We start from the raw sequence: 25,862 nt of genomic DNA on the forward strand, positions 1-25,862 counted from the left end.
TTCGGAGGCACCTGTGCGAACGATCGGTCAGCACCGCGACGACCTGGCGGCGTTGCTCGCGCCGGTGGTGGCGGGCCTCGGAGCGGAAGAACTGCCGCTCGACGAACTCGCCGGTGTGGGTGCCGGGTTTGCTCACCGCGTGCTCGCGGGAGCCGTCGCCTCGCCCGTTCCGCTGCCGCCGTTCGACAACAGTCAGATGGACGGGTTCGCCGTGCGGGCCGCGGACGCGGGGCGGGCCGTCCGGGTCGTCGCCCCGATCCCGGCCGGCGTGGTGCCCGAGCCGCTCGAGCCCGGCACGGCCGCGCCGATCATGACCGGTGCACGGATCCCGACCGGTGCCGACGCGGTGTTCCCGGTCGAGGCGACCGAGCCCGGTGCGTTCCCGGCGGCGCTCGAGCTGACACGGGTGACGGCACCCGCTGACCTGACCGCCGGCACGTTCGTGCGGGTCACCGGCAGCGACCTGCCCGCCGGTGCCGAGCTCGCTCCGGCCGGAGCCCCGGTGACGCCCGCCTTGCTCGGTGCGCTCGCCTCGGCCGGGGTGGCCACCGTGCTCGTACGCCGACCACTGCGGGTCCTCGTCGTCTCGACCGGCTCGGAGCTGCAGGGCGCCGACACGGACGCGGCGACCATCGGCGACGCGAACGGCATCGCGCTCCGGGCCGCCCTGGCTCAGGTCGGTGCGGACTCGCGGGCCGTCCGGGTGCCTGACGACGTCGCTGCCTTCGACCGGGCGATCGATGCAGCCGTGGGGGACTGGGCTGACCTCGTGCTGACCACCGGGGGCATCAGCGCCGGTGCGTACGAGGTCGTCCGGCAGGCGCTCGAGCCCCGCGGACTCGCGGTGACGCCGGTCGCGATGCAACCCGGTGGGCCGCAGGCGTTCGGCAGCGTCGTGTTCGGAGACGGTCGCGCCGTACCGGTCGTGTCCTTCCCCGGCAACCCGGTCTCGGCGCTCGTCTCGTTCGAGGTGTTCCTGCGCCCCCTGCTCGCCCCCGCCGTCGGACTCGTGCCGGACCGCCCCACGCAGGTCCTGCCGGCGGCGTCCGCGGCCGGCTCACCCGTCGGCAAGCACCAGGTCCGTCGAGGCCGGGTGCAGGACGGGGCCGTGCACTTCGTCGGTGGGCCGAGTTCACACCTGCTCGTGCACTACGCCGCCGCCACCCACCTGGTGCACGTCCCCGTGGGGGTCGACACCGTCGAACCCGGCGACCCCCTGACCGTCTGGAGCCTCCGATGACCGACCCGTCCGCCTCCGACCAGCTGTCGCACGTCCGCGCCGACGGCAGCGCGCACATGGTCGACGTCTCCGCGAAGGACGTCACCGACCGGTCGGCCACCGCCACCGCCACCGTCGTCACACGCCCCGACGTCGTCGCACGCATCCTCGACGGCTCGCTGCCCAAGGGCGAGGTCGTCGGCACCGCCCGGATCGCCGCGATCATGGCGGCGAAGAAGACCTCCGACCTGATCCCGCTGTGCCACCCGCTGCCGCTCGCCGGCGTGCAGGTCGACATCACCGGCTCCGACGACCGGGTGCTGATCGAGGTGTCGGTCCGCACGACCTCGCGCACCGGCGTCGAGATGGAAGCCCTGACCGGGGCGAGCGTCGCCGCCCTGACGGTGTACGACATGGTGAAGGCCGTCGACCGAGCGGCCGTGATCACGGACGTGCGCGTGCTCGAGAAGCACGGCGGGCGCTCCGGGGACTGGAGCAACCGATGACCGCCGAGCCGACCAGGGGCCGGGCCGCCGTCGTCGTGGTGTCCACGCAGGCCGCCGCCGACCCCGCACTCGACCGCACCGGACCCGTCATCGCCGACTGGCTGCGCGACCGCGGGTTCACGACGAGCGACCCGATCATCGTCCCCGACGGCGGCGCGATCACCGAGACCGTCACCGCCGAACTCCTGGCCGACGCACGTGTCGTCATCACCACCGGCGGCACCGGGGTCACCCCGACCGACCGGACCCCCGAGGCGGTGGCGGGGCTGATCGACCTCGAACTGCCCGGCATCACCGAGGAGATCCGTCGACGCGGACTCGGGGGCGCCGGCCCGACTGCGCTGCTCACCCGCGGCGTCGCCGGGGTCACGAACGCCGGCTGCCTGCTCGTCACCCTGCCCGGGTCGCGCGGCGGGGTGTCCGACGGGCTCGCCGTGCTCGACGGTGTGCTCGACCACGTGGTCGCCCAGGTGCACGGCGAGGGCCACGCCCCGCGGAGCGCCTCGTGAGCAGCACCGAGGCCACCGCACGGGTCGTGCTGGCCGACGTCGTCGACCGCGACATCAGCGTCGACGAGGTCGCAGCCGTGGTGGCCACCGAGCAGGACGGCGCCGTGGTGACCTTCGCCGGCATCGTCCGAGACCACGACGGTGGCAAGGGCGTCACCGCGCTCGACTACGAGCGGCACCCCAGCGCCGGCGAGGTCATCACCGACGTCGCCCGGACCATCGCCGAGGACCACCCCGACGTCCGGATCGCCGTGCTGCACCGCGTCGGGGCGCTCGGCATCGGTGACGTCGCGCTCGCCGCAGCGGTGTCGTCGTCGCACCGGGCGCAGGCGTTCGCCGCGTGCGGTGCCCTGGTCGACCTGGTGAAGGATCGCGTGCCGATCTGGAAGCACCAGCGGTTCACCGACGGGACGGACGAGTGGGTCGCTGCGCTGTGACGGGTCCCCACCCTGTGCACCTTCGCAACCGGGACGCTCGTTCGGGGCATGGTGAGACTCCAAGCGGATCCATAGAATCGCGAACATGAGCGTCTTGTTGCCCGGGATCACCGTCATCCTGCTGGTCTTCGCCCTGATCGACATCCTGACGAAGACGGATGACCAGATCCGCGGCCTGCCGAAGATCGCGTGGGTGATCCTCGTGATCCTGGTCCCCGTCGTCGGCAGCATCGTCTGGTTCGCCATCGGCCACGACTGGGCTCCGGGCGAACGGAACCACGGTCGCTACATCGAGCCCACCCGCCACGAGGACCGGTACGCCACCCTCGGCGACGCCCGCAGTGCCCACGGCGCCAAGCGCGTCACCGGTACCGAGCAGGAGCTCGCCGAGCTCGAGCGCGAGATCGAGTACTGGGAGGCGCAGGCCCGCCTGAAGCGCGCGAAGGAAGCCGCGGGCGAAGGCGACGCCGCTCCCGCGAGCTGACCCGGGCCTCCAGGCCGTCGCACCGACGAGCGGAGCGCCGCCTCGCCGTCGCACCGTGCGCGGTCTGTAGGCGGGTGCGAGGTTGCGCGCTCCGTGTGCCGCCACAGGCTCGCACCGTGCGGGCAACCTCGCACCACTCGAACAAGGTCGCACCGTGCGCCCAGAGCCACCCGCCCACCCGAACCACCCGCCCCGCACCCACCACCCCGCCGCGCCACCTACCCTTGACGCGTGGCACATCTCCTCGGCGCCGAGAACCTGCATCTCGAGTTCCCCACCAAGGTCGTCTTCGACAACGTCACCCTCGGCATCGACGAGGGTGACCGGATCGGCGTGGTCGGCCGGAACGGCGACGGCAAGTCGACCCTCCTCGCACTGCTGTCCCAGCGACTCGAGCCGGACGGCGGCCGCGTCACGCACCGTCGTGGCCTGACCATCGGCTACCTGGACCAGCGCGACATCCTTCCCGAGGGCGCGACCGTCGGCAGCACCGTCGTCGGCGACCTCGAGGAGCACGAGTGGGCCGGTGACCCGAAGATCCGCGACATCATCGGCGGTCTGGTCTCGGACATCCCGTGGGACGTCAGCGTCGACGAGCTGTCCGGTGGGCAGCGTCGCCGTGTGGCCCTCGCGCGGCTGCTGGTCGGCGACTGGGACGTCCTGTTCCTGGACGAGCCGACCAACCACCTGGACGTCGAGGGCATCGAGTGGCTCGCCGGGCACATCAACCGCCGCTGGTCGTCGAACCAGGGCGGCATGGTCGTCGTGACGCACGACCGGTGGTTCCTCGACGCGGTGTCGACCGACACGTGGGAGGTCCACGACGGCGTCGTCGACCCCTTCGAAGGTGGCTACGCCGCGTACATCCTGCAGCGCGTCGAGCGTGACCGGCAGGCCGCCACGATTGAGCAGCGCCGCCAGAACCTGGCCCGCAAGGAGCTCGCGTGGCTCCGCCGCGGTGCCCCGGCCCGCACGAGCAAGCCGAAGTTCCGCATCGACGCGGCGAACGCCCTGATCGACGACGTCCCGCCGATCCGCGACACGGTCGCGCTGTCCCGGACGGCGACCGCGCGCCTCGGCAAGGACGTCGTCGACCTGCTCGACGTGAGCGTCTCGTTCGACGGCACGCAGATCCTCGACCGCATCGAGTGGCGCATCGCTCCGGGGGAGCGGACCGGCATCCTCGGCCCGAACGGCGCCGGCAAGTCCACGCTCCTCAACCTGGTCTCCGGGCGGCTGCAGCCGACGAGCGGGCGGGTGAAGACCGGCAAGACGGTGCAGGTCGCGGTCCTCGACCAGCAGCTCGCCGACCTGCAGCAGTTCGCCGACGACCGCGTGCGCGAGGTGGTGGCCCGCAAGAAGACGAGCTACGTCGCCGACGGCAAGGAGATGACGCCGTCGCAGCTGCTCGAGCGGCTCGGCTTCACCTCGGAGCAGCTCTCCACGCCGGTCAAGGACCTGTCCGGTGGGCAGAAGCGGCGCCTGCAGCTCATGCTCATCCTGCTCGACGAGCCGAACGTGCTGATCCTCGACGAGCCCACCAACGACCTCGACACCGACATGCTCGCCGCCATGGAGGACCTGCTCGACACCTGGCCCGGCACCCTGCTGGTCGTCAGCCACGACCGGTACCTGCTCGAGCGCGTCACCGACCAGCAGTACGCCGTGCTCGGCGGGCACCTGCGCCACCTGCCCGGCGGCGTCGACGAGTACATGCGTCTGCGCGAGGCCGGCACCGGTGGCGGGACCGCCTCTGCGGCTGCCGCCGCGTCTGCCGGGAGGCCCGACACCGTCGGCGGGACCGGCTCGGCCGGTGCCGTGGCCGGGTCCACGGCCGCTGGTGCGTCCGCCCTGTCGGGAGCGGACCGGCGGACGGCCGAGAAGGAGATGTCGGCGCTCGACCGCAAGATCGCGAAGGTCGGCGCGGACCGCAAGAAGCTGCTCGACCAGTTCGCGACGCACGACCAGTCCGACTACGCCGGACTCGGCGAACTGCAGGCGAAGCTCGGTGCGCTCGAGGCCGAGGTCGAGCAGCTCGAGGAGCGCTGGCTCGAGGTCGCGGAGCTGCTCGGGGTCTGAGCCGGTCTACTCGACGGTCGCGGGGTCGACCGCGTCCTGGCTGCTGTCCGACGGTGTGGCGTCCTCGGGGGCCCCACCACCGGGGTTCGCCACGACCTCCCACAGGTGGCCGTCCGGGTCCTGGAAGAAGCCGGACCACATGCCCCACGGGCGCGTGTACGGCGGTTCGGGCATCGTGGCGCCCGCTGCCTGCGCCCGCTCGAGGAAGGCCTCGGCCTCGGCCTGACTGCCCGTGAAGTGCCCGATCGTGCTGCTCGGTGCCGTGGCCAGCTGCACGCCGGAGTCCTTCGCCATGTCGTCACGGCCGTAGACGCTGATGATCAGCCCGTCGTCGAGGGTGAACATCGCCGTGGTGCCGCCGGCCTGTGTCTCGGTGGCGGGGTACTCGGTGCCGATGACCCCGCTGCCCTCGATGCCGAGCAGGGCGCGGTAGAACTCGGCCGATCGAGCGACGTCGGCGACGGCGAGGGTGACGGCGTGCATGCGGCGCACGCTACGCCGGGGCCGCTCGGCCCGTGTCACGCTGTCGGTCAGTCCCCGAGGCCCAGGATGAGTCGGCGGAGCAGCCCGGCCAACTGGCCCTGCTGGTCGGCGGAGACCCCGGACAGGATGTCCCGCTCGGCGGCCAGCAGGTCCGCGATCGCCGCGTCCACCGCCACCCGGCCCTTGCCCGTCAGCGAGACGAGGATCCCGCGGCCGTCCTTCGGGTCGGTCCGTCGCCCCACGAAGCCGCGGGCAGCCAGGCGGTCCACCCGGTTCGTCATCGTGCCGCTCGACACCAGGGTCTGCTGCAGCAGGGTCTTCGGGCTCAGCTCGTAGGGCTCACCCGCCCGCCGCAGGGCCGACAGGACGTCGAACTCCCACGGCTCCATGTCGCTTGCGTCGAACGCCGTCCGCCGGGCGCGGTCCAGGTGCCGGGCGAGCCGGTCCACGCGGGACAGCACCTCGAGCGGGCCGAAGTCGAGGTCGGCACGCTCACGACCCCACGCCGCGACGATGCGATCGACCTCGTCCTGATGCGGCATCCCACCATCTTGGCCGAACCCGGAGCGGACAGCCAGCCTCGTCGGTCGTGGGAGGATGGAGGAGCACCTCCGGGTGCGTTCCGCCTTGGTGTAATGGCAGCACGACGGCCTTTGGTGCCGTTAGGTCCGGGTTCGAATCCTGGAGGCGGAGCGGGGACCGATAGGCCGATCGTCGGAATCGGTTCGGTCTATTCGTTCCGATGCGCCGCCGGACACGCGCAGACTTCCCGTGGCACCTTCAGCGCCGAGCGACTGGGGTCGGCCTGTTCAGTTCAAAGCCGGCCCGGGGTCAGGCCGCCACGGGTAGGTCCAGGGGCATGGTCGTGACCTCGATACGGATCGCTTCCTGCTTCCTGCTACCTCGTCGCGAGGTTCGCGCGACTGATGGAGCATGCGGAGTAACTCGATCACTCGGGCGAGGAGCGCGGGCGAGCGCTCATCTCATGGGCGTGCGCGTCTGCTTCGGTCTTGTAGATCTCGCCCCATGCGATGCTCGCGGGCATGGCATGGGGACGCACGTCCGCGTCAGGCAGGCTGATCTGCACGAAGTGCGGGAAGGCGGGGAACGTCCAGAGGTCTTCGTCCTCGAACCGACTCCAGAGCAACAACTCTCCGATGCCGAGCGGGTGGCCGAGTTCCTGACCGTTCAACGGCGGATCGCAGCTCACCATCAGCGCATGGTGACCGTTGGGCAGCTCGATCGGTCGTTCCACCGTGCACCGGAAGACGGACGAGAACCGTTTGCTGTCCATGGACGAGAGGAAGAAGGCTTCCAGCATTTCGGGACTCCTGGTTGACTCCACTGACGTTGTCGACATGGATCGCTTCGTTGTCGATCCCGTGCGGATTGATGACGGAACCGACCCGGTCAGCCGCTCGTCACCACGAACTCGGCGCGTAGTCCTTCAGGAAGACACCGAACACGTCCTCACCGGCTTCGCCCCGGACGATCGGGTCGTAGACGCGGGCTGCCCCGTCGACCAGGTCGAGCGGCGCGTGGAAGCCCTCTTCGGCGAGCCGGACCTTCGTGGGGTGCGGCCGTTCGTCGGTGATCCAGCCGGTGTCGACGCTCGTCATCAGGATGTTGTCGGTCTCGAACATCTCCTGCGCGCTCGTGCGGGTGAGCATGTTCACGGCGGCCTTCGCCATGTTCGTGTGCGGGTGACCCGGCCCCTTGTAGGCGCGGCCGAACACGCCTTCCATGGCGCTGACGTTCACCACGTAGGTGCGCCGTCCCGTGCTTGCGGCCATCGCGGGGCGGAGCTTCGAGATGAGGATGAACGGCGCCGTGGTGTTGGCCAGCTGGACCTCGAGCATCTCGAGCGGGTCGACCTCGTCCACCTGCTGGGTCCACGAGTTCTCGTCGTGCAGGTCGGGGACCAGGCCACCGGCGTCGATCGCGGTGCCCAGGGCGAGCCGTTCGAGCGAGCTCGATCCCGGCGCCATCGCCTGTTCGGTCAGCTCGTCGGCTCGGGCTGCGGCGGCCGCGAGGATCGGGTGCGCGGCCACCGAGCGGGCGAGCGCCAGCGGGTGCTGGTCGTTCGTGTGCCCGAAGGTCACGAGTTCGGGCAGCGGTCCGTCGGGCAGCGGCGCGAGTTCCGCGTCGACCAGTGGCTGGTAGGCCCCGGTCGACCGGCGCACGGTCTGCGTGGCGTTGTTGATCAGGATGTCGAGGGGGCCGGAGGCGGCGACGTCCTCGGCGAGCCCGATCACCTGGGCGGGGTCACGCAGGTCGATGCCGACGACCCTCAGACGGTCCATCCAGTCGGCGGAGTCGGGCAGGCTCGCGAACCGGCGCACCGCGTCGCGGGGGAACCGCGTGGTGATGGTGGTGTGGGCCCCGTCGCGCAGCAGCCGGAGGGCGATGTACATGCCGATCTTCGCGCGACCGCCCGTGAGCAGCGCCCGCTTGCCGGTCAGGTCCGTCCGGGCGTCGCGCTTCGCGTGGCTCATGCGCGCGCACGCCGGGCAGAGCTGGTGGTAGAACGCGTCGACGACCGTGTAGTGCTGCTTGCACATGTAGCAGGGCCGTGACTTCAGCAGGGTGCCCGCGGTGGTCGACGCGGTCGAGGCGCTGATCAGGACGCCGCGGGTCTCGTCGTCGATCCGGTCGGCGGCCCCGGTGGCGGTGGCGGCGATCACTCGGCGGTCGGCCTCGGCGATGACGCCGCGCTTCTCGAGACGGTGCGCGCGCTTGACGGCCTTGAACATCTTCGCGGTGGCCTGGCGGACCCGGATGAAGTCCGGGTGCGTCTCGTCGATCGACGGCAGCTGCTCGAGCACCCGGAGCGCGACGGTCAGGTCGTCGGGGTCGATGCCGCTGGGTTCGGGGTGCTCGGAGCTCACACGCGATCCTACGTCGGGACCGAGCACCGATCAGACGAGCTGCTGCTCCATGCACACGCTCGTCGGATCGTCGACGTACGGGCCGAACCGGGGGATGTCCGCGTACCCGGCCTTCCGGTACAGCGCGATCGCCGCGGCCTGCGGCAGGCCGGTCTCGAGCCGGACGGTCCCGATGCCGACCGCGCGGGCCCGGTCGTGCAGGGCGTCGAGCAGCCGCGTCCCCACGCCGAGCCCACGCGCGGCGTCGCTCACGAACATGCGCTTGACCTCGCCGATGCCGTCGCCGGCGTCGACGAGCGCCACCGTGCCGAGGGCGGTGCCGTCCTCGCGCGCCACCAGGAACGTGACGTCGGGCTGGTCCAGGTCGTCGACGTCGAGGGCGTGGTAGTTCTCGGCCGGGTAGAGGCTCAGCCCGTAGTCATCGCCCTGCTGCAGCAGGTGCAGGACGTCGTCCTGCCGGGGGCTCTCGATCCGCACGGTCAGCACCGTCACACAGTAGCGAGGACGACGAGAACAGTGGGCAGACGAGGCCCCCGGCCGACGGTGATCAGGCCAGGAGTCCCTCGCTGACCTCCCACAGCCGCCGGGCATCGTCGGCGTCGAGCATCGCCGAGTTCGCGTCCGACGGGATGCGGTCGGCGGTGAGGGGCAGGACCCGGTCGTCGATCACGGCGACGTCGCTGTCCTTCAGGTAGACCCCGCCGACGCCGTCGAGCAGCGGGCTCGCGGCACCGAACACGAGCGTCGCTGCGCCCTGCTCGACGGTCTTCTTGCCGACCTCGGGATCGATGACGGTCACCCCGTGGTCGTCGACCAGTCCCTGCTCCCGGTACGACGCCAGCGCCGTCGGGTCGTGCGGGCCGGGTCCGATGATGACGCCCGGGTGCGCGGCGAAGGCTCGGATGCCCTGGTCGGCGTACCGCCGGTCGAGCTCCACCGTGAACAGGACGTTGGCGCGCTTCGACTGGCCGTACGCGGTGACCGGGTCGTACCCGTGCGCGAACGTCAGGTCGTCCCACCGGATCTGCCCGAACCGCGCCGCACCGGAGGTGACGGTCAGGACCCGCGCACCACGGGCCTCCAGGAGGGCTGGGAGGAGCGCCCGCGTGAGCTGGAAGTGCCCGAGGTGCGTCGTCGAGAACGCCTGTTCGTTGCCGCGGCCGTCGAGTCGGCGGTCCGGGGTGAAGAGCATCGCGGCACTGTTCACGAGCATGTGCAGCGGGCGGCCGGAGGCCGACCAGCGCGCGGCGAAGGCATCGACCGACGACGGGTCGGTGAGGTCGAGGGCCTCGACGTGGATGCCCGGGATGTCGGCGACGGCTGCGGATGCCCGGTCGACGTCACGGGAGGCGACGGTGACGTCGGCGCCGGCTGCCGCGAGGGCGCGGCTGGTCTCACGGCCGAGGCGGCTGTGTCCGCCGGTCACGACGACGTTCCGGCCGGTCAGGTCGACGCCGTCCAGGACGTCGGCAGCGGTGGACGCGGCGGTGAAGCCGCTGGGCAGGGGGTGCTGGTCGGTGATCACGAGTGGTGCTCCTTCGATTCGATGTGGCCGACGGCGGCAGCAGGGCCGGCCGCGTCGGCGGTGGCAGGGCCGACGGCGTCGGCGATCGCCGACCACGCGTCGGGGTCGAGGCCGAGCTCGGTCCGGAGGAACGCCGTCGTGGTGTGGCGGACGAGGTCCACACGCTCGGGGCTCTCGTCCGTGGTGGCGGTCGACTCGTAGTCCTGGATCCCGCCGAGCAGGTGCTCGCCGCCGTGGACGGTCACCAGGTGCCGGGCACCGGGGCTCAGGTGGTAGACGTCGGTGAACCAGTCCGGGCCTCGCGTCGAGAGCTGGGACTGGTCGTGGTCGCCGGCGACGACGAGTGACGGGGTGTGCAGCTGGCCGAAGTCGGGGCTCATGAACGCGAAGTGCTCCTGCGCGAACGGCGCGAGGTCGCCGCGCGCGATCCCGGTGGTGGACAGCAGGACCCCGGCGCGCACGCGGTGGTCGGTGCGGTCCTCGCCCGGCCGCCCGTCGGCGTCCAGGACGCGGGCCCCGAGCAGCATCCCCACGGACTGTCCGCCCCACGAGTGTCCGACTGCGGCGAGGCGGGCGGTGTCGACGCGCCCGCTCAGACCGGGGACCGCGTCGATGATCTGGTCGAGGTCGTCGAGCACCCGCTCGAGGTCGTCGACGCGCGTCTGCCAGATGGTCGGGTAGCGCGGGTCCTCGAGCGTCAGCCCGTAGGCCTTCGCGTCGAGGAAGGTCGGCTGGACGACGACGAAGCCGTTCGCGGTCCAGTGGTCGACCAGGGGGTCGCCGCCGGTCATGGACTGGCCGAAGCCGTGGGCGAAGACGATGACGGGCAGGTCCGTGCCGGTCGTCGGTGCGGTGATCCGGACCTCGAGGTCCTGACCACGCGAGGGTGCGGGAAGCGTGACGGGGCGCACGCTGATGACCTGCGGTCGAGGTGCTGTGGGTGCCATGTGGGCCTTTCCGGGATGCGGTGTCGCCCGTGGTCGGAGCGATCGTCGTCCGAAACGGAGCGACGTTCCGGAACGATACGGAACAACGATCCGGATTGCAAGAGGAAGCGGAGCGTTGTTCCGCATTCCGTCTGCGTCGTGCGATGATCGACGCATGAGCACCCCGTCGACCGACCCCGTGCCGCGTCGCCGTCGCGACGTCGAGCGCAACGAGCGCACGATCCTCGACGCCGCTGCCGCGGTCTTCACGGCCTCGGGCGTCGGCGCACCGGTGCGCGAGGTCGCCACCGCCGCCGGTGTCGGGGTGGGTACGCTCTACCGGCACTTCCCGACCCGTTCGGACCTGGTCGTCGCCGTCTACCGGCACCAGATCGAGGCCCTGGTCGACGCCGGGCCGGCGCTGCTCGACTCGGAGCCGACACCGTTCGCCGCCCTGCTGCGCTGGGTGCACCAGTTCGTCGACTTCCTCGGCACCAAGCACGGCCTGGCGCGTGTCTGGGAGGGCGACGCCGACGGCTTCACGGCGCTGCACACGCTGTTCGTCGACGAGCTCGTGCCCGTGCTCGGCCGGCTGCTCGACGCCGCGCGGGCGTCCGGCGAGGTGGCCGCACCGACCCCGCCGTACCAGCTGCTCCGGGCCGTCGGTGACCTGGTGGCGTGGAGTCCCAAGGACCCCGACTACGACGTCCGGACGATCGTGACCCTCTTGGTCACCGGGCTGCGGCAGGCGCAGCCGACGGTGACCGACAGCGCGTAGCCGGCCACGTGCACTGGTCGCGACCGGCACCGGACTGGAGACGCGGTGCGGGCCCGTCACGGGCCTCCCGTCCGGCGTCGCGACCGTCTCGGGCCGCACCAGCGCCGTCGGAGCGCCCCGTTCAGACCGCGTCCGGCTCCGTGGGGCAGCCCTCTGTGTCCTCGTGTTCCGGCAGCACGTCGACGTCGGTGACCGTGTACCCGAGCGGCACCTGGCCCAGCGCGAGCAGGAGCGCCGTCCGCCGGTCGTCGTGCTCGGTCTCGATCACCCGCCGCTCGGTGGGCGCGACGACGAGTCGGACCCGATGCGTCACGGGTGCCCCCACGCTGTGGCGCCGCGCAGGGGTCGCTCGGCGTGCTGACCACGTCGCCGACGCAGCAGCAGGTGGCGGACCGCGAGCAGGTGCGGGAACTCGACGAGCATGCCGACGACGATCGCCGTGGTGACCAGTGGCTGGTGGGGGAGTGCGGCACTCGTCAGCCCGATCATCAGGGGCGCGTTGCGCGCTGCCGTCGTCATCGCGAGCAGCGCCGACCGCGGGTACGGCAGTGCGGCGAGGCGTGACGCCCACTCGGCCGCGATGAACACGACGGCGAAGAAGACCACCGCGCACCCCAGCACGGCGACGAACACCGGCAGGTTCGCCAGCAGCAGCGCGATGTGCGAGGCGAAGAGCCCGGCGACCATCGCGCCCACGATCCAGGGAACTGCGCGGCCGGGCAGGGCGGCGGCGCGGGCTCGGGCGCCGTCCGGCAGCAGTGAGATCCCGAGGCGGATCACCACGGCGATCGCGGCGGGCAGGACGAACCACTGCAGCAGGGTGCCGACGGTCCCCACGGCATCGATGCCGGCGTTGCCGCCCAGGACCGTGATCCACACCGGGAACAGCAGCAGCTGGGTGACCATGTTGATCGGCAGCAGGGTCGCCCCGACAGCGGTGTCCCCGTCGCTCAGGCGGGTGAACGCCAGGAACCAGTCGGTGCAGGGTGCCAGGAAGTACAGCATCACGCCGAGCTGGACGGCCGGGTGTCCGGGCAGGGCCACGCGGGTCAGCAGGAAGGCGACGAGCGGGGCGAGCAGGAAGTTCAAGCTCCAGGCGATGCCGATGACCTTCCACGCGCCCGTCGTCCGTGGGAGGCGGCGCAGTGGGACGTCGACGAACAGGGCGACGACCAGGGTGATCACCAACGGGTCCACCACTGAGCCCATGGCGTCGCCGCTCGCGGGGGAGGCCCCGCCGATCACCGACCCGACCAGGATGGCGCCGCCGACGATCGCGGGGGTGGCCCAGAGCCGTGCGCCGGCGGGGTGGGCTGGCCGCTGTGCCGGCATCAGCACGCGCATTCGACACCGCAGCAGCTCAGGTCGTCGGTGAGCATCCCGGCGTCATCCCACTCCTGCAGGGCGCCGCAGTCGCGCCCGGCTCGTTCGCCGATGACGCGGGCGACGTGGGCGAACCGCTGCCGGAACTTGTACACGAAGCAGAACTGCAGCCCTCCGTGGCGCAGTGCCGTGCCGGCCAGGAACAGCCCGGGCGTGGTGGTCGACTCGTCGTCCTCGGTGAGCAGCGGCCAGCCGTCCGCGCGGGTGTCGAACAGGCTCGCGGCCGGTCCGAGCCCCGGGCCGTACCCGGTGGCGAGGATCGGTGGCGCGTCCGCGCCCAGGGCGGTCCGTCCGGCGACCCCGACGGTGAACCCGTCTCCGGACCGCTTGATGCCGGTGACCTGGCCGTCGTCGACCAGGGTGAGGCGTCCACTGGCCCGCGCGGCCGCGAGCCGTTGACGGGTCCGCGGGGCGAGGCGGAACGACGGGTCGGACCCGCTGCCGGCGTCCCAGGGGTGGGACGGGTCGACGACCGTCACCGTCGCCCCCTGCTCGACGTGGTGGCACGCCAGGTCGATGCCGGACTCGAAGCCACCCAAGACCACCACGTGTCCGGACCGCGCCACCCAGGCTGCCTCGGCGGACGCGTGCACCCCGAGCGAGGTGCCCGCGCAACGGGGCAGGATCGGGTCGGAGAACTCGCCGCCGGCCCAGACCACGTTGCGGGTGACGACGGGGCCGCGGCTCGTGGTCACGCGGAAGCCGTCGTCGTCCGGCTCGATGCGCTCGACCTCGGTGCCGAGCAGGGTCGGCAGGTGGAAGGCCGCGACGACGCCGCGCAGGTACCGGGCGTACTCCGGCCCCGAGGGGTAGTCGGTCCCCAGGCTGTAGGCGGGTGAGGTGCGCGGGTGGACCGCGTTGAGGTCGGTGGCCCCGAACCCGTTCCCGGTGAAGGACGGCGTCAGGAACCGCTGGTGCTCGGGCCACCGCCGGAACGTGTCCCCGACGACGCCGCGTTCGACGACGCCGAACAGCAGGCCGTCGACGGCGTGGAGTGCCAGGCCGGTGCCGACGCCGGCCGGTCCGGCTCCGACCACGAGGGCGTCGAGGGTCTCGGTGGGGTGTGGTGCTGGCATGGGGTCGGTCTTCCCAGCAGCTGTGGCTGCGTCGATGGAACGGCCACCGTCGTGTGGTCGCTGCACGCCATCTTAGTGAGAAGACTTATCAACAAGCTACTGCGGCATCAGCCCGCCGGGGTCGAGTACAGCACCGCCAGGGTCGCCACCAACCCGACGACCACGATGCCGAGGTCGAGCACGGCCAGGGTGACGAGTCGGGTCCGTTGCGGCCGGACGGCCGTCCGCACCACGACCATCGCCACGAACAACACGACGACGAGCACCAGCGCCGGCCATCCGATCGCCGGCGCTCGGATCGCCATGAGCACCATCACCGCGGCGACGATGACGGCCGTGACGGCTCCCCACACGAGCCAGTTCGAGCCCGACGCCGTCCGGAGTGCGGGCTGGTCGCCGACGCGGGTGGGATCGGGGCGGCGGGGCTGTTCGTCGGACACGAGCCGGACGGTACGCGGCGGCCCCTGCCCGTGCCCGCAGCCGCCCGGACACGAGAGGATGGGGTGTGCACACCGCTGCGACCATCCTCGACGCCGTCGTCCGGCACATCGACGCAACGGGGTTCGCCGCACACGGCATCCACGTGCGCACGCGGACTGCGGCTCCGGGCACCGACGGCACCGCGGACGACGTCGCCGAGCGCCACTGGACCCCCGACGTCCGGCGCGAGGTCCACTCCGCCGCCAAGGGAGTCTGCGTCCTGGCCGCCGGCATCGCCGCCGACGACGGCCTGGTCGACCTCGACGAACCGATCGCGACGTACCTGGCCGGCACCGGCCTCGGGGCGGAGACCGGCCTCGTCCTCGGCGACGGCGTCGACCGGGTCACCCTCCGCCACCTGCTCACCATGATCAGCGGGATCGACATGCCCTGGTCGGCGACCGAACTGACGGACTGGCCGGACCTGGCGGCCGAGTTCCTGCGGCGCCCGTCCCGCGGCCGGGTGTTCCAGTACGCGAACGCCAGCACCTACACCGCGATGCGCGTGCTCGAGACCCGGGTCGGTGACGTCGGCGCGTTCGTCACCGAACGGCTGTTCGCGCCGCTCGGCATCCGGGACGTCGAGTGGCAGCGCTGCCCGAACGGGTTCGTCGCCGGCGGCGAGGGGCTGTCGCTCAGCACCGAGGAACTCGCCCGCATCGGGCACCTGATCCGCGACCGCGGGGTCGTCGACGGACAGCGGATCGTCAGCGCGCGGTGGTGCGACGCGATGCACACCGACTGGGTGGAGCGCGAGGGCACCGGCCCCGGCTACGAGCGGTACGCGATGGCGGGGTGGGGTGGCCCCGGGCGGCTCTGGCGGCTGCACGGTGCGTACGGGCAGATGCTGCTGTTCGACGAGACCGAGGCGAGCAACGACCCCGGCACCGTCGTCACCATCACCGCCGACGACCACTTCGGCGCCGACGCGCTCGCCGTCTTCGTCGCCGACGAGCTGGCCCGCCAGGACCCCCGCCGGTAGCGACCATCCGACCATCCGACCTGCACGTCCGCGCGCGCCCGGCGTGGGAGGATCGATCAGTGCAGCAGCAACCCGTCGCGATCATCATCGCGGCCATGAGCGAAGAGGTCTCGGCCTTCGCCGACCTCTTCGGCGGCGTCCCCGTCCTCGACGGCCCCGTCGGTGGCCACGACCCGCACCAGCTGCTCGACATCGGCGGCGCCACGGTCGTCGTGCGCCGCAGCGGCATCGGCTTCACGAACGCCACGGCCGCGGTCGCCCACGGTTTCCACGACTTCGGCCCGGGCATCCCGGTCATCAGCGTCGGGACCGCCGGCGGGCTCATGCACGGTGTCGCCATCGGTGACGTCGTGGTCGGCGACCGGTACGTCAACCTCAACGCCGACGCCACCGCGTTCGGCTACGCCCTGGGCCAGGTCCCCGGCATGCCGACCGGCTACGCGCCGGACGCCCGGCTCGTCGAGCTGGCGATGGGCGCCGACATCGCGTGGCCGCTGCGGTCGGCGACGATCGGCTCGAGCGAGGTCTTCGTGACCGAGGGCCGTGCCCGCGCGCTCCGGGTCGCGTTCCCCGAGGTGGCCGCGGTCGACATGGAGTCGGCCGCGATCGCGCAGTTCGCCCACGTGCACGACATGCCGTTCGTGTCGGTCCGGTGCATCAGCGACCTCTGCGCGCCGGACGGCGCCGAGTTCCGCGAGCACCTGGACGACGCCGCGGCGCGCGCAGCGCGCGTGGTCCACGACCTGGTGCTCGGCCTGCGTTCCTGAGTCCGCACCGGTGCACCGGCCTGGAGGCGTGACTCGCCGCCGCCGGTCTGCCGGCGGTGATCCGGGCCTCCAGTCCATCCCGCTTGGTCGCGTCCGTGCCTGCGTTCCGCGGCCATCAGGCGGCCGGAATTGCGTTCCACGGACGTTCCGGGATGGATCGCGAACTCGGCTCCGAGGCCCTCGCTAGCCTCCATCCCGGGGGGCCAAGGAACCACGGCCAATCACACAGGGAGATGAGCCATGAGCGCCTACACGAGCGACGAGAACGTCGAACCCGCACGCATCACCACCTTCAAGCGCGTCCGCAAGCAGTGGCGTCGGACGGGTGAGGTCGGCTACACGCACAGTGGCAGCGACTTCTTCCGCGACGACGCACCGGAAGCGGTCCAGCGGTAACCAGCGGCAGCCACGAAGTGCCCGCCAGGAGCGATCCTGGCGGGCACTCCTGCGTCAGCGACCGAGCTGGTCCCGCAGGTAGGGCGCGGTCCGGCTGGTGGTCGACGCGGCGACCTCGGCGGGCGTGCCGGAGGCGACGACCCGACCGCCGTCGTCGCCGCCCGACGGGCCCATGTCGATGACGTGGTCGGCGCTCGCGACGACGTCCATGGCGTGCTCCACCACGACGACCGTGTTGCCCGCGTCGGTCAGGCGGGCGAGCTGGGCGGTGAGCAGCTCGACGTCGGCCGGGTGCAGGCCGGTGGTGGGCTCGTCGAGCAGGTACAGGGTGTGGCCGGTCCGCGCGCGCTGGAGTTCCGTGGCGAGCTTGATGCGCTGCGCCTCGCCGCCGGAGAGCTCCGGAGCGGGCTGGCCGAGCCGCAGGTAGCCGAGGCCGACCTCGCGGAGGGTCTCGAGTCCGCGCCCGGCTGCGGGCAGGGACGCCAGGAACGGCGCCGCTTCGTCGACGGTCATGCCGAGGACGTCGGCGATCGACGCCCCGTTCCACCGGACCTCGAGCGTCTCGGCGGTGTAGCGGGAGCCGTGGCACTCGGGGCACGGGGCCCAGCTGCCCGGCAGGAAGAGGAGTTCGACGGACACCGACCCCTCGCCCTGGCAGACCTCGCACCGACCGCCGGCGACGTTGAACGAGAACCGTCCGGCGGTCCAGCCCCGGGCCTTCGCGTCGTCGGTCTGGGCGAAGGCGGCCCGGACCGCGTCGAACAGGCCGGTGTAGGTGGCGAGGTTCGAGCGGGGGGTCCGGCCGATCGGCTTCTGGTCGACCTGCACGACGCGGTCGATGAGCGGGTGCGACGTCGCGACGCCGGGCAGCACGCCGCCGACGAGCGACGACTTGCCGGAGCCGCTGACCCCGGTGACCGCGGTGAGCACACCGAGCGGCAGGTCGACGTCGAGCCCCCGCAGGTTGTGCAGGGTGAGGTCGCGGAGTTCGAGCGTGCCGATCGGGGACCGGACGGCACGGTCGGCGGTCGGCTGCCGGGGCTCCAGGAAACGCCGGGTGACCGAGGCCTCGACCTCGGCCAGGCCGGCGACCGGGCCGCTGTACAGGACGGTGCCGCCACCGGTGCCCGCGCGGGGGCCGACGTCGACGATCCAGTCGGCTCGGCGCACGATGCTCATGTCGTGCTCGACGACGAAGACGCTGTTGCCGCCGGCACGCAGGTCGTCGAGGACGTCGACGAGGGACTCGGCATCGGCGGGGTGCAGCCCGGCGCTCGGTTCGTCGAGCACGTAGACGACACCGAACAGGCCGGAGCGCAGCTGCGTCGCGATCCGCAGCCGCTGGCTCTCACCGGGGGAGAGCGTCGGGGTGGCGCGGTCGAGCGCGAGGTAGCCGAGACCCAGGCCGACCAGGACCTCGACGCGGGTGAGCAGGTCGCGGGAGATCGCCACGGCGACCTCGGTGTGCTCGCCGGACGATGCTCGCGACGTCGCCGCTGCCGCGTCGGTGATCGCCGCGATCGGGCGCAGGACGTCGGCCAGGCCGGTCAACGGCAGGGCGTTCAGCTCGGCGATCGAGTGGCCGCCGATCGTGACGGCGAGGGCGGCTCGGGTCAGGCCGGTGCCGCCGCACAGCCCGCACGGGCCGGACTCGACGAACTGCAGCACCTTCTTGCGCTGAGTCTCGCTCTGCGAGTCGGCGAGGGTGTGCAGCACGAACTGGCGGGCGCTCCAGAACCGGCCCTTGTAGGGCTTCGCCACGCGGTCGCGCTTCGGCTGCACCTGCACGACGGGCTGTTCCTCGGTGAAGAGCAGCCAGTCGCGGTCCTTGCGCGACAGCTCGCGCCACGGGCGGTCGATGTCGTAGCCGAGCACGGCGGTGACGTCGCGCAGGTTCTTGCCCTGCCACGCTCCGGGCCAGGCGGTGATCGCGCCGTCGCGGATGCTCAGCGACGGATCGTGCACGGCCGATGCCTCGGTGACCTCGTGCGCGGTCCCGATGCCGTGGCACCGGGGGCAGGCGCCGGCGACGGTGTTCGGCGAGAAGGAGTCCGACTCGAGCCGGTCGGCGCCGGACGGGTAGGTGCCGGCACGCGAGTAGAGCATGCGCATCGAGTTCGACAGCGTGGTCATGGTGCCGACGGTGGAGCGGGAGCTCGGGGCGCCGCGGCGCTGCTGCAGGGCGACGGCGGGCGGCAGTCCGGTGATCGAGTCGACGTGCGGGGTGGACCCCTGCGCGATCAGCCGCCGCGCGTACGGGGCGACGGACTCGAGGAACCGCCGCTGGGCCTCGGCGAAGACGGTGCCGAAGGCGAGCGAGGACTTGCCGGAACCGGAGACGCCGGTGAACGCGACGATCCGGTCGCGGGGGATGTCCACGTCGACGTCGCGCAGGTTGTTCTCGCGGGCGCCTCGGACGCGGATGAAGTCGTCCGGCCCGGGTCGGTCGTCGGTGGGGGTCGAGCGAGGAGCGGGCATTCGCTCGATCGTAGGCTCGGCCACTGGGAGAAGCAGTACCGGTGCGGAACCGCGAACGACGAAGAGCCGCTCCGCCCTGATCGGCGGAGCGACTCTTCGTGTCGAGCGGTGTTGCGGCAGGTGTTACTTGATCTGGGCGGTGATGGTGGCGGTGCCGACGAGCAGGCCACGCTTGACGGCGTCGGTGCCGAAGGTCTTGTTCAGCAGGCCGGCGGCGTCCTCGCTGATGTGGACGGTGGTGCCGGTGAGGATGGCGTTGTCGCCCTCGAGCTGGAGGGGCTTGAGGGAGCCGCCGTGCAGCTCGAACAGGAACGCGTTGGCCGCGGCGACCTTGCCGTTGACGAGGACGTCGCCGTAGAGCTTGGACGAGCCCGGGTTCACGACGAAGTTCTCCAGCGTGACGGTGGTGTCGCCGGCCTTCAGGGTCAGCCCCGAGTCGTCGTGGTTCAGCAGGCCCTGCACGTACGGGCGGTAGTTGCCGTCCGGGGACCAGTAGGTGACCGACCCGGCGGTGATCGGGAACGACACCGACCCGTCAGCGAGGGTCGCATCGCCAGAGACGCCGGGGGTGAGCTTCAGGGCGGTGAGGGCGTCGGTGAAGCCGGAGTCGAGCTTCACGGCGGTGGAGCCACCGAGGACCTCGGGAACCGAGGCGACGGGTGCGGGGATCTTCGACGACGACGAGGACACCGTGTGCACGTTCGGGGTCGCGGCCTGGGCGGAGGAGATCCCGAACGCGGCACCGCCGAGGACGAGGGCGCCGGTCGTGGCGAGGGTGATGGAGGTCTTGAGGCTCTTACGCATCGTGATCAGTCCTTTGCTGTTGTCGCGCTCGGCGCGGCTGCTGTGTGCGCGCCGAACACACCCTTGGTGGGGTGGAGAACCAGCGATGTGCGGCTGGTGAGCGCTCCGGGTGTTTCCCGGTCGTTGCAGGTGATTCGGCACCCTGCGGCGAAGGGTTTGGACGGATCTGCCGTCGTTACCGCTCTGTGACCTTCGGGCTCATCCGGACAGCAGTCACGCCCGCAAGTACGTTCTCTGAGAGGCCGCTGAACGTGGTCCATCGAGAAAGGCATTCCCCATGGCATCGACGTCCAGTCGTCCCACCTCCGTCACCGTCTCGTTCGTCATCTGGCTGGTGGTGGTCCTGGCGAACATCCTGCAGGGCATCATCGGTCTGGTCTCGGGTGGCAGCTCCTCCGCCGCACAGGACGTCGGCACCGCCCCGCTCGTCGGCGGCGCGATCTTCGCGTTCATCCTGGCCGTGATCGAGCTCATCATCGTCTTCAAGATGCGCGACGGCCGCAACTGGGCCCGCATCGTGCTGACGGTCCTCGCGGTCCTGCAGCTCATCGGTGTCGGCGTCGGCGCGGCCTCGGGTGGCAACGCCTTCGGCTGGATCGGTGGCGTCGCGGTGCTCATCGCGACAATCCTGATGTACGTCGGTGGCGCGAACGGGTACTTCCGTCGCCACTGAGCATGCGTGCGTGCGGATGCGCTCCGGCGTGACGCACACCGGTCGCTGAACGCGACCACCTGACGGACGGGAGGCCCGGTGCCAGCTGGCACCGGGCCTCCCGTCCGTCGTCTGGCCGGGTCAGAACGCCTTGCCCGGGTTCAGGGTCCCCGCCGGGTCGAGCGCGTCCTTGACGGAGCGGTGCATCGCGAGCACGCGGTCGCCGAGCTCGACCCGCAGGCCCGGCAGCTTCAGCAGCCCGACGCCGTGCTCACCGGTCACGGTCCCGCCGAGCGCCAGGCAGTCCGCCACGATCTGGTCGAACGCGGTCTTCGCGCGGGCCTTCGCGGCGTCGTCGCCCTCGGGCGCGATGATCAGCGGGTGCAGGTTGCCGTCGCCGGCGTGCGCGATGTTGGCGATCGTGACGTCCTGTGCGTCCGCGGTCACCTGGATCCGCCGGAGCATCTCGGGCACCGCGCTCCGCGGCACGCAGATGTCCTCGGTCAGCACCGGGCCGAGCCGTTCGAGTGCCGGGTAGGCGAGTCGGCGGGCCTGGAACAGCCGGTCGATGTCCCCCGGGTCGGTGGCCCGCTCGACGTCCGTCCCACCGGCCTCGGCGAACACGTCCGCGACGTGGTCGGCGATCTCGTCACCGGCCGCACCGCGCTCGTCGACCCGCGCGAGCAACAGGGTGTCGACGTCCGCCGGCAGCCCGAGGTGCATCCAGTCGTCGACGGCCCGCAGGCAGGTGCGGTCGACGATCTCGAGTGCCGCGGGGACGATCCCCGCGCGCGAGATCGCGGCCACGGCGTCGCCCGCTGCGGTCAGCGAGGGGAAGTACCCGATCACCGCCCGTTCGTCACGGCCGGCCAGGGGGAGCAGCTTCACGGTGACCGACACGACGATGCCGAGCGTGCCCTCGGAACCGACCAGCAGTCCGGTGAGGTCGTACCCGGCGACGCCCTTCGCCGTCCGGCGGCCGAGCTCCACGACCGACCCGTCGGCCAGCACGACGGTCATGCCGAGCACGTAGTCGCGGGTGACCCCGTACTTGACGCAGCAGATGCCGCCGGCGTTCGTCGCGACGTTGCCGCCGATCGTCGAGATCGCCGAGCTCGCGGGGTCCGGCGGGTACCAGAGGCCGTGCTCGGCGACCGCGGCGCGGAGTGCGTCGTTGATGACGCCGGGTTCGGTGACCGCGTAGCGCTCGTCGGTGTTCACCTCGAGCACCCGGTTCATCCGTTCGAGCGACACGACGATCGAGTCGGCCATCGCGTTGGCACCGCCGGACAGGCCGGTGCCGGCACCGCGGGGGACGACCCGGAGGCCGGCGGCGGCTGCCCAGCGGACGGCGGTGACGACGTCGTCGGTGCTGCGTGCCAGGACCACGGCGAGCGGTGCCGTGGAGTCGGCCCACTCGGCGTCGTCGTGGCGGTAGCGCTCGAGCGACTCCGGGTCGCGGAGCACCTGGTCGGACCCCATCAGGTGTTCGAGGGCGGTGGCGTCGGCTGCGGTGGCGGATGCGGCGGTGACGGTCATGCGGGGTGGGGGTCCTTCCGGGGCGCGGCGGTGCGGTTCGGGTGCATCGACGATACGCCGGTCAGTCCAGGCAGAACTCGTTGCCCTCGACGTCCTGCATGACGATGCACGACTCGTTCACCTGGTCCGCCGTCATCCGACGGACCTGGGTGGCGCCGAGCCCGACCAGTCGGGCGCTCTCGGCGTCGAGGGCCGCAAGCCGTTCGGCACCGGTCATCCCGGTGCCGACCCGGACGTCCAGGTGCACGCGGTTCTTCACCGTCTTGCCCTCGGGGACGCGCTGGAAGAACAGGCGGGGACCGGCACCGGTCGGGTCGACGCACGCGAAGGCCGAGCCCTGGTGCTCCGGCGGCAGCGACCGGTCGAACGCGCCCCAGTCGGCGAACCCCGGTGGGGGCGGTGGCACCACGTACCCGAGTACCTCGCACCAGAACCGGGCGACCCGCTCCGGCTCGGCGCAGTCGAACGTCACCTGGACCTGTCGCACCGTTGCCATGGCGCCGAGGATACGACGATGCACGACCGGCGTCCGCTCAGCGTCCGCTCGACGTCCGCTCAGTGTCCGCTCGACGTCCGCTCAACCGAGCTGGGCGGCCGCGGCTCGGAGCTCGGCGAGCGCGGCCGCGGCGTGGTCGGCCAGTCGGTCGTCGTCAGCGCGCCCCACACCCGACCATCGCTCGAAGCCCTGCTTGAAGGCGAGGACACCCATCTCGGCGGCCAGCCGAGCGGGCGCGTCGGGGACACCGCGGTCGACCAGGGCGTCGGTCATGGCCGCGGCCATCCCGACGCTCTTGAGGGCGTCGCGCTCCTGCAGCTCGGCGCTGGCGGCGACGGCCGCTCGCAGTCGTGGTCCGAGCTCGCGGTTGAGTGGTCCCATCTCGTCCGAGGCCCGTTCCAGTCCGGCGGCGACGGCATCGAGCGGGGTGGCGCCGGCCGGTGCGTCGGTGATCCCCTCGGCGAGCAGCCGGCTCAGGGTCTCCTGCCCGGCGACGAGCAGTTCGCGCTTGTCCGGGAAGTGCCGGAAGAACGTGCTCTTCGTGACACCGGCGCGCTCGGTGATCTGCGCGACGGTCGTCTCGTCGTAGCCCTGCTCGGAGAACAGGTCGACCGCGGCCAGGACCAGTCGTTCCCGGGCCCCGGGTTGCCATCGCACCATGCGACGATCATACGCGACGGGACAATTGTCCCGTCGCGGGTGTACGGTGACGGTACAAAAGTCCCATCACTTCTGAGGAGCACCCATGCACGTCTTCGTCACCGGCGGCACCGGCACCATCGGCACCGCGGTCATCACCGAACTCATCACCGCCGGGCACACCGTCACGGCCCTGGCCCGGTCCGACGGCTCGGCCGCTGCCCTCGTCGCCGCGGGGGCGACCCCCGCCCGCGGTGCGCTCACCGACCTCGACGTGCTGCGCGAGGGCGCACGCGCCGCCGACGGGGTCATCAGCCTCGCGTTCTCGAACGACTTCAGTTCGGCGGAGGCGCTCGAGCGCGGGATCACCGAGGAAGGCGCCGCCATGGCCGCACTCGGCGAGGCGCTCGTCGGCAGCGACCGCCCGTTCGTCGTCGTCTCCGGCACGCCGTGGGAGCCCGGCCGGGCCTCGGTCGAGACCGACCCGCTCCCGCTCGAGGGGCCGGTCGCGGGTCGCGCCCGATCGGTCCTCGCCGCGCTCGACCTGGCGGCACGGGGCGTCCGGGTGTCGGCCATCCGGCTGCCGCGCACCGTGCACGCGGACGGCACGGGCGGGTTCGCCGGCATCCTGACCGAGACGGCCCGACAGGCAGGGGTCGCGGGCTACCCCGGCGACGGCGAGCAGCGGTGGCCCGCCGTGCACGCGGCGGACGCAGCGGTGCTGTTCCGGCTCGCGCTCGAAGGTGCTCCGGCGGGGACCGTCTGGCACGCGGTCGCCGACGAGGGGGACCGGGTGCGTGACCTGGCCGAGGTCATCGGGCGTCGGCTCGGCCTGCCAGTCGAGCGGGTGGCCGACGAGACGTTCGGCGCGTTCGCGCCGATCTTCGCGATGGACCAGCCGGCGTCGAGTGCCCACACGCGCGACACGCTCGGCTGGGTCCCGACCCACCCGAGCCTGCTCGAGGACCTGGAGAGCGTGCAGCGCTGAGCGCGGCCCGCACCGTCAGCGGTGGGCGCACGGCGCGCCGGACGGGAGGCGCGGTGCCGGGCCGCCACGGGCCTCCCGTCCGCCGTGCAGCCGCGTCAGTGCTGCTTGCCGCGCAGGCGGCCGATGCCCAGCACGATGCCGACGACGACCATGCCCAGCGCCAGGCCGACCACGGCCGACACGGCCGTGTCGGCGATCCAGACGACGACGGGGCCCGCGGCCTCGAGCGCGTGCTCGATGACGTGCAGCAGGTCGTACGGCCCGTGCCAGAAGGTCTCGGCGAGGTTCGCGATGACCAGGTGTCCACCGACCCACAGCATCGCGACCGTGCCGATGACGCTGATGACCCGGAAGACCATCGGCATCGCACGGACGATGCGGGCACCGATCCGGCGGGTGCGGCGGACGGAGTTCTTCATCATCTGCAGGCCGATGTCGTCGACCTTCACGAGCAGTGCCACGGCGCCGTAGACGACGGCGGTCATGACCAGACCGATCACGATCAGGGCGCCGAGCGTCGGCCAGAGCCCCAGGTCGGGATCGAGGCCTGCCAGTGCGATGAGCATGATCTCGGTGCTCAGGATGAGGTCGGTGCGGATGGCGCCGAAGACGAGCTTCGGTTCGGTGACGGCCTCGTCGGAACCGCCCTCGTGGTGGACACCGAACCACTCGGTGACCTTCTCGGCGCCCTCGAAGCACAGGTACGTGCCGCCGAGCAGCAGCAGCCACGGCAGCACCCCGGGTGCGAAGGCCGTGAGCAGCAACGCCAGCGGGATGATGATGATGAACTTGTTGAACAGGCTGCCGAGGGCGATGCGCCCGACGACCGGGAGTTCACGAGCGGGCTCGAGACCCTGCACGTACTGGGGCGTGACGGCGGCGTCGTCGATGACGACCCCGGCGGTCTTCGCGCTGGCCTTGAGGGCTGCGGAGAGGATGTCGTCCACCACGGCGAGCAATCCGACTGACAATTCGTTCTCCACTCGTCTGACCTGTGACCGTGCACAGCGTAGTGGCCGCGGAGCATCCTGAACGCCAGCCGCGGGGCGTCCGTAGGCTCGCGGCATGGCTGACTTCACCGCATCCCAGGCCGCCGTCGTCCGGATCGAGCGTTCCGAGCAGGGGCGCTGGGACCTCTCCGTCATCAGCGACGCCGGTGTCGCGATGGGGCACGGGGTGTACCTGTTCGACGCGGACCACGACGACGCCGAGGACGAGCAGGCCGCCGCCCTCGACTTCGTGCGCGACCACGGGTTCCGGTTCGAGCGCGACGCCGTGCAGGCCGACGGTCCCGACGCCTTCTGGGCACCGCTGCTGCCGTCCGACCAGCAGTAGGCGCTGCAGCGCG

Annotated in this window: 30 protein-coding genes and 1 tRNA gene; 14 read left to right on the plus strand and 17 right to left on the minus strand. The window is 71.9% G+C overall.

Annotated elements, in window-relative coordinates:
• Window positions 1-13 precede the first annotated feature (13 nt).
• The 6 genes from glp (at window position 14) to FFG40_RS06320 (ending at window position 5,234) form a co-directional block, all read left to right on the plus strand.
• Entirely contained in the window at window positions 14-1,240 is a 1,227-nt protein-coding gene (gene glp, locus FFG40_RS06295; protein WP_260678800.1) for a gephyrin-like molybdotransferase Glp, read from the plus strand.
• Window positions 1,237-1,725, plus strand: a complete 489-nt coding sequence (moaC, locus tag FFG40_RS06300; protein ID WP_138802624.1) for a cyclic pyranopterin monophosphate synthase MoaC — start codon at window positions 1,237-1,239, stop codon at window positions 1,723-1,725. The genes glp and moaC overlap by 4 nt, the downstream gene beginning before the upstream one ends.
• On the plus strand, window positions 1,722-2,234 hold the full coding sequence (locus FFG40_RS06305; RefSeq protein WP_138802625.1) for a molybdenum cofactor biosynthesis protein B: 513 nt from the start codon (window positions 1,722-1,724) through the stop codon (window positions 2,232-2,234). The genes moaC and FFG40_RS06305 overlap by 4 nt, the downstream gene beginning before the upstream one ends.
• Window positions 2,231-2,671 carry a molybdenum cofactor biosynthesis protein MoaE gene (locus tag FFG40_RS06310; protein WP_138802626.1) on the plus strand — a complete coding sequence of 147 codons (441 nt, stop codon included), beginning with the start codon at window positions 2,231-2,233 and terminating at the stop codon, window positions 2,669-2,671. Before FFG40_RS06305 ends, FFG40_RS06310 begins: the two co-directional genes overlap by 4 nt.
• Window positions 2,672-2,756: 85 nt before the next feature.
• Window positions 2,757-3,155, plus strand: coding sequence for a PLDc N-terminal domain-containing protein (locus FFG40_RS06315; RefSeq protein ID WP_051596635.1), 399 nt, complete (start codon window positions 2,757-2,759; stop codon window positions 3,153-3,155).
• Window positions 3,156-3,386: 231 nt separating this feature from the next.
• Entirely contained in the window at window positions 3,387-5,234 is a 1,848-nt protein-coding gene (locus FFG40_RS06320) for an ABC-F family ATP-binding cassette domain-containing protein (RefSeq protein ID WP_027465089.1), read from the plus strand.
• 6 nt (window positions 5,235-5,240) lie between these two features.
• Here FFG40_RS06320 and FFG40_RS06325 read toward each other — a convergent pair whose 3' ends face one another.
• On the minus strand, window positions 5,241-5,717 hold the full coding sequence (locus tag FFG40_RS06325; protein WP_138802627.1) for a VOC family protein: 477 nt from the start codon (window positions 5,715-5,717) through the stop codon (window positions 5,241-5,243).
• A gap of 47 nt (window positions 5,718-5,764) precedes the next feature.
• On the minus strand, window positions 5,765-6,259 hold the full coding sequence (locus FFG40_RS06330) for a MarR family winged helix-turn-helix transcriptional regulator (RefSeq protein ID WP_138802628.1): 495 nt from the start codon (window positions 6,257-6,259) through the stop codon (window positions 5,765-5,767).
• 79 nt (window positions 6,260-6,338) lie between these two features.
• Here FFG40_RS06330 and FFG40_RS06335 point away from each other — a divergent pair.
• Window positions 6,339-6,410, plus strand: a tRNA-Gln gene (locus FFG40_RS06335).
• 256 nt (window positions 6,411-6,666) lie between these two features.
• Here FFG40_RS06335 and FFG40_RS06340 read toward each other — a convergent pair.
• The 5 genes from FFG40_RS06340 to FFG40_RS06360 all read right to left on the minus strand — a co-directional run bounded on the left by FFG40_RS06340 (window position 6,667) and on the right by FFG40_RS06360 (window position 11,077).
• Window positions 6,667-7,038, minus strand: coding sequence for a hypothetical protein (locus tag FFG40_RS06340; protein ID WP_138802629.1), 372 nt, complete (start codon window positions 7,036-7,038; stop codon window positions 6,667-6,669).
• 100 nt (window positions 7,039-7,138) lie between these two features.
• Window positions 7,139-8,605, minus strand: a complete 1,467-nt coding sequence (locus tag FFG40_RS06345) for an SDR family oxidoreductase (RefSeq protein WP_138802630.1) — start codon at window positions 8,603-8,605, stop codon at window positions 7,139-7,141.
• A gap of 30 nt (window positions 8,606-8,635) precedes the next feature.
• A complete protein-coding gene (locus tag FFG40_RS06350) occupies window positions 8,636-9,091 on the minus strand; it encodes a GNAT family N-acetyltransferase (protein ID WP_260678801.1) in 456 nt (151 codons plus the stop codon).
• A gap of 61 nt (window positions 9,092-9,152) precedes the next feature.
• Window positions 9,153-10,130, minus strand: coding sequence for an SDR family NAD(P)-dependent oxidoreductase (locus tag FFG40_RS06355; RefSeq protein WP_138802632.1), 978 nt, complete (start codon window positions 10,128-10,130; stop codon window positions 9,153-9,155).
• Window positions 10,127-11,077 carry a chlorophyllase/cutinase-like alpha/beta fold protein gene (locus FFG40_RS06360; RefSeq protein ID WP_138802633.1) on the minus strand — a complete coding sequence of 317 codons (951 nt, stop codon included), beginning with the start codon at window positions 11,075-11,077 and terminating at the stop codon, window positions 10,127-10,129. The genes FFG40_RS06355 and FFG40_RS06360 overlap by 4 nt, the downstream gene beginning before the upstream one ends.
• A gap of 154 nt (window positions 11,078-11,231) precedes the next feature.
• Between FFG40_RS06360 and FFG40_RS06365 the strand changes: the two genes are divergently transcribed.
• Entirely contained in the window at window positions 11,232-11,834 is a 603-nt protein-coding gene (locus FFG40_RS06365) for a TetR/AcrR family transcriptional regulator (protein WP_138802634.1), read from the plus strand.
• A 121-nt stretch (window positions 11,835-11,955) separates the two neighbouring features.
• Here the strand turns inward: FFG40_RS06365 and FFG40_RS06370 are convergent, their stop codons facing one another.
• From FFG40_RS06370 to FFG40_RS06385, 4 genes are all read right to left on the minus strand, one after another.
• Window positions 11,956-12,147, minus strand: coding sequence for a hypothetical protein (locus tag FFG40_RS06370; protein ID WP_138802635.1), 192 nt, complete (start codon window positions 12,145-12,147; stop codon window positions 11,956-11,958).
• The gene (locus tag FFG40_RS06375; protein WP_185974113.1) at window positions 12,144-13,166 is read right to left on the minus strand and encodes an arsenic resistance protein; all 1,023 of its coding nucleotides are present in this window, start codon (window positions 13,164-13,166) and stop codon (window positions 12,144-12,146) included. The genes FFG40_RS06370 and FFG40_RS06375 overlap by 4 nt, the downstream gene beginning before the upstream one ends.
• On the minus strand, window positions 13,166-14,293 hold the full coding sequence (locus tag FFG40_RS06380) for an NAD(P)/FAD-dependent oxidoreductase (protein ID WP_185974114.1): 1,128 nt from the start codon (window positions 14,291-14,293) through the stop codon (window positions 13,166-13,168). Before FFG40_RS06380 ends, FFG40_RS06375 begins: the two co-directional genes overlap by 1 nt.
• Before the next feature lie 107 nt (window positions 14,294-14,400).
• Window positions 14,401-14,733, minus strand: a complete 333-nt coding sequence (locus FFG40_RS06385; protein ID WP_138802637.1) for a hypothetical protein — start codon at window positions 14,731-14,733, stop codon at window positions 14,401-14,403.
• A gap of 65 nt (window positions 14,734-14,798) precedes the next feature.
• Between FFG40_RS06385 and FFG40_RS06390 the strand changes: the two genes are divergently transcribed.
• The 3 genes from FFG40_RS06390 to FFG40_RS17070 all read left to right on the plus strand — a co-directional run bounded on the left by FFG40_RS06390 (window position 14,799) and on the right by FFG40_RS17070 (window position 16,918).
• Window positions 14,799-15,755, plus strand: coding sequence for a serine hydrolase (locus tag FFG40_RS06390; protein WP_138802638.1), 957 nt, complete (start codon window positions 14,799-14,801; stop codon window positions 15,753-15,755).
• A 59-nt stretch (window positions 15,756-15,814) separates the two neighbouring features.
• A complete protein-coding gene (gene mtnN / locus FFG40_RS06395; RefSeq protein WP_110864380.1) occupies window positions 15,815-16,522 on the plus strand; it encodes a 5'-methylthioadenosine/S-adenosylhomocysteine nucleosidase in 708 nt (235 codons plus the stop codon).
• A 240-nt stretch (window positions 16,523-16,762) separates the two neighbouring features.
• Window positions 16,763-16,918, plus strand: coding sequence for a hypothetical protein (locus FFG40_RS17070; protein WP_155896774.1), 156 nt, complete (start codon window positions 16,763-16,765; stop codon window positions 16,916-16,918).
• Between the two features lie 54 nt (window positions 16,919-16,972).
• On the opposite strand, the gene FFG40_RS06400 is transcribed toward FFG40_RS17070, so the two are convergent.
• Entirely contained in the window at window positions 16,973-19,396 is a 2,424-nt protein-coding gene (locus FFG40_RS06400) for an excinuclease ABC subunit UvrA (protein ID WP_138802639.1), read from the minus strand.
• A gap of 123 nt (window positions 19,397-19,519) precedes the next feature.
• Window positions 19,520-20,200 carry a hypothetical protein gene (locus FFG40_RS06405; protein WP_071247112.1) on the minus strand — a complete coding sequence of 227 codons (681 nt, stop codon included), beginning with the start codon at window positions 20,198-20,200 and terminating at the stop codon, window positions 19,520-19,522.
• 277 nt (window positions 20,201-20,477) lie between these two features.
• Here FFG40_RS06405 and FFG40_RS06410 point away from each other — a divergent pair, with 277 nt between their 5' ends.
• Window positions 20,478-20,873 (plus strand): hypothetical protein, encoded by a 396-nt coding sequence (locus FFG40_RS06410; protein ID WP_051596478.1) that lies wholly within the window; start codon window positions 20,478-20,480, stop codon window positions 20,871-20,873.
• A 120-nt stretch (window positions 20,874-20,993) separates the two neighbouring features.
• On the opposite strand, the gene FFG40_RS06415 is transcribed toward FFG40_RS06410, so the two are convergent.
• The 3 genes from FFG40_RS06415 to FFG40_RS06425 all read right to left on the minus strand — a co-directional run bounded on the left by FFG40_RS06415 (window position 20,994) and on the right by FFG40_RS06425 (window position 23,547).
• Window positions 20,994-22,391, minus strand: coding sequence for an FAD-binding oxidoreductase (locus FFG40_RS06415; RefSeq protein ID WP_138802640.1), 1,398 nt, complete (start codon window positions 22,389-22,391; stop codon window positions 20,994-20,996).
• 61 nt (window positions 22,392-22,452) lie between these two features.
• A complete protein-coding gene (locus FFG40_RS06420; protein WP_111056907.1) occupies window positions 22,453-22,887 on the minus strand; it encodes a VOC family protein in 435 nt (144 codons plus the stop codon).
• 81 nt (window positions 22,888-22,968) lie between these two features.
• Complete coding sequence (locus FFG40_RS06425; protein ID WP_138802641.1) at window positions 22,969-23,547, minus strand: TetR/AcrR family transcriptional regulator; 579 nt, start codon at window positions 23,545-23,547, stop codon at window positions 22,969-22,971.
• A gap of 85 nt (window positions 23,548-23,632) precedes the next feature.
• On the opposite strand from FFG40_RS06425, the gene FFG40_RS06430 reads away from it, so the two are divergent.
• Window positions 23,633-24,514, plus strand: coding sequence for an NAD-dependent epimerase/dehydratase family protein (locus FFG40_RS06430; protein WP_138802642.1), 882 nt, complete (start codon window positions 23,633-23,635; stop codon window positions 24,512-24,514).
• 95 nt (window positions 24,515-24,609) lie between these two features.
• Here FFG40_RS06430 and FFG40_RS06435 read toward each other — a convergent pair whose 3' ends face one another.
• Entirely contained in the window at window positions 24,610-25,485 is an 876-nt protein-coding gene (locus FFG40_RS06435; RefSeq protein ID WP_035807701.1) for a DUF808 domain-containing protein, read from the minus strand.
• 94 nt (window positions 25,486-25,579) lie between these two features.
• Here FFG40_RS06435 and FFG40_RS06440 point away from each other — a divergent pair, with 94 nt between their 5' ends.
• Window positions 25,580-25,849: a hypothetical protein gene (locus tag FFG40_RS06440; protein ID WP_138802643.1), complete on the plus strand. Its 270-nt coding sequence runs from the start codon at window positions 25,580-25,582 to the stop codon at window positions 25,847-25,849.
• The last annotated feature ends 13 nt before the right edge of the window (window positions 25,850-25,862 follow it).

Origin of the sequence: Curtobacterium sp. KBS0715, assembly GCF_005938005.2 — a bacterium.
Lineage (GTDB): Bacteria > Actinomycetota > Actinomycetes > Actinomycetales > Microbacteriaceae > Curtobacterium > Curtobacterium flaccumfaciens.

Bases quoted from the DNA above. Each gene is read 5' to 3' on its own strand.
- moaC (WP_138802624.1), top strand. From the start codon at position 1,237: ATGACCGACCCGTCCGCCTCCGACCAGCTGTCGCACGTCCGCGCCGAC.
- FFG40_RS06305 (WP_138802625.1), top strand. From the start codon at position 1,722: ATGACCGCCGAGCCGACCAGGGGCCGGGCCGCCGTCGTCGTGGTGTCC.
- FFG40_RS06315 (WP_051596635.1), top strand. From the start codon at position 2,757: ATGAGCGTCTTGTTGCCCGGGATCACCGTCATCCTGCTGGTCTTCGCC.
- FFG40_RS06325 (WP_138802627.1), bottom strand. From the start codon at position 5,717: ATGCACGCCGTCACCCTCGCCGTCGCCGACGTCGCTCGATCGGCCGAG.
- FFG40_RS06330 (WP_138802628.1), bottom strand. From the start codon at position 6,259: ATGCCGCATCAGGACGAGGTCGATCGCATCGTCGCGGCGTGGGGTCGT.
- FFG40_RS06340 (WP_138802629.1), bottom strand. From the start codon at position 7,038: ATGCTGGAAGCCTTCTTCCTCTCGTCCATGGACAGCAAACGGTTCTCG.
- FFG40_RS06360 (WP_138802633.1), bottom strand. From the start codon at position 11,077: ATGGCACCCACAGCACCTCGACCGCAGGTCATCAGCGTGCGCCCCGTC.
- FFG40_RS06365 (WP_138802634.1), top strand. From the start codon at position 11,232: ATGAGCACCCCGTCGACCGACCCCGTGCCGCGTCGCCGTCGCGACGTC.
- FFG40_RS06375 (WP_185974113.1), bottom strand. From the start codon at position 13,166: ATGCCGGCACAGCGGCCAGCCCACCCCGCCGGCGCACGGCTCTGGGCC.
- FFG40_RS06380 (WP_185974114.1), bottom strand. From the start codon at position 14,293: ATGCCAGCACCACACCCCACCGAGACCCTCGACGCCCTCGTGGTCGGA.
- FFG40_RS17070 (WP_155896774.1), top strand. From the start codon at position 16,763: ATGAGCGCCTACACGAGCGACGAGAACGTCGAACCCGCACGCATCACC.
- FFG40_RS06400 (WP_138802639.1), bottom strand. From the start codon at position 19,396: ATGCCCGCTCCTCGCTCGACCCCCACCGACGACCGACCCGGGCCGGAC.
- FFG40_RS06405 (WP_071247112.1), bottom strand. From the start codon at position 20,200: ATGCGTAAGAGCCTCAAGACCTCCATCACCCTCGCCACGACCGGCGCC.
- FFG40_RS06410 (WP_051596478.1), top strand. From the start codon at position 20,478: ATGGCATCGACGTCCAGTCGTCCCACCTCCGTCACCGTCTCGTTCGTC.
- FFG40_RS06415 (WP_138802640.1), bottom strand. From the start codon at position 22,391: ATGACCGTCACCGCCGCATCCGCCACCGCAGCCGACGCCACCGCCCTC.
- FFG40_RS06420 (WP_111056907.1), bottom strand. From the start codon at position 22,887: ATGGCAACGGTGCGACAGGTCCAGGTGACGTTCGACTGCGCCGAGCCG.
- FFG40_RS06425 (WP_138802641.1), bottom strand. From the start codon at position 23,547: ATGGTGCGATGGCAACCCGGGGCCCGGGAACGACTGGTCCTGGCCGCG.
- FFG40_RS06430 (WP_138802642.1), top strand. From the start codon at position 23,633: ATGCACGTCTTCGTCACCGGCGGCACCGGCACCATCGGCACCGCGGTC.
- FFG40_RS06440 (WP_138802643.1), top strand. From the start codon at position 25,580: ATGGCTGACTTCACCGCATCCCAGGCCGCCGTCGTCCGGATCGAGCGT.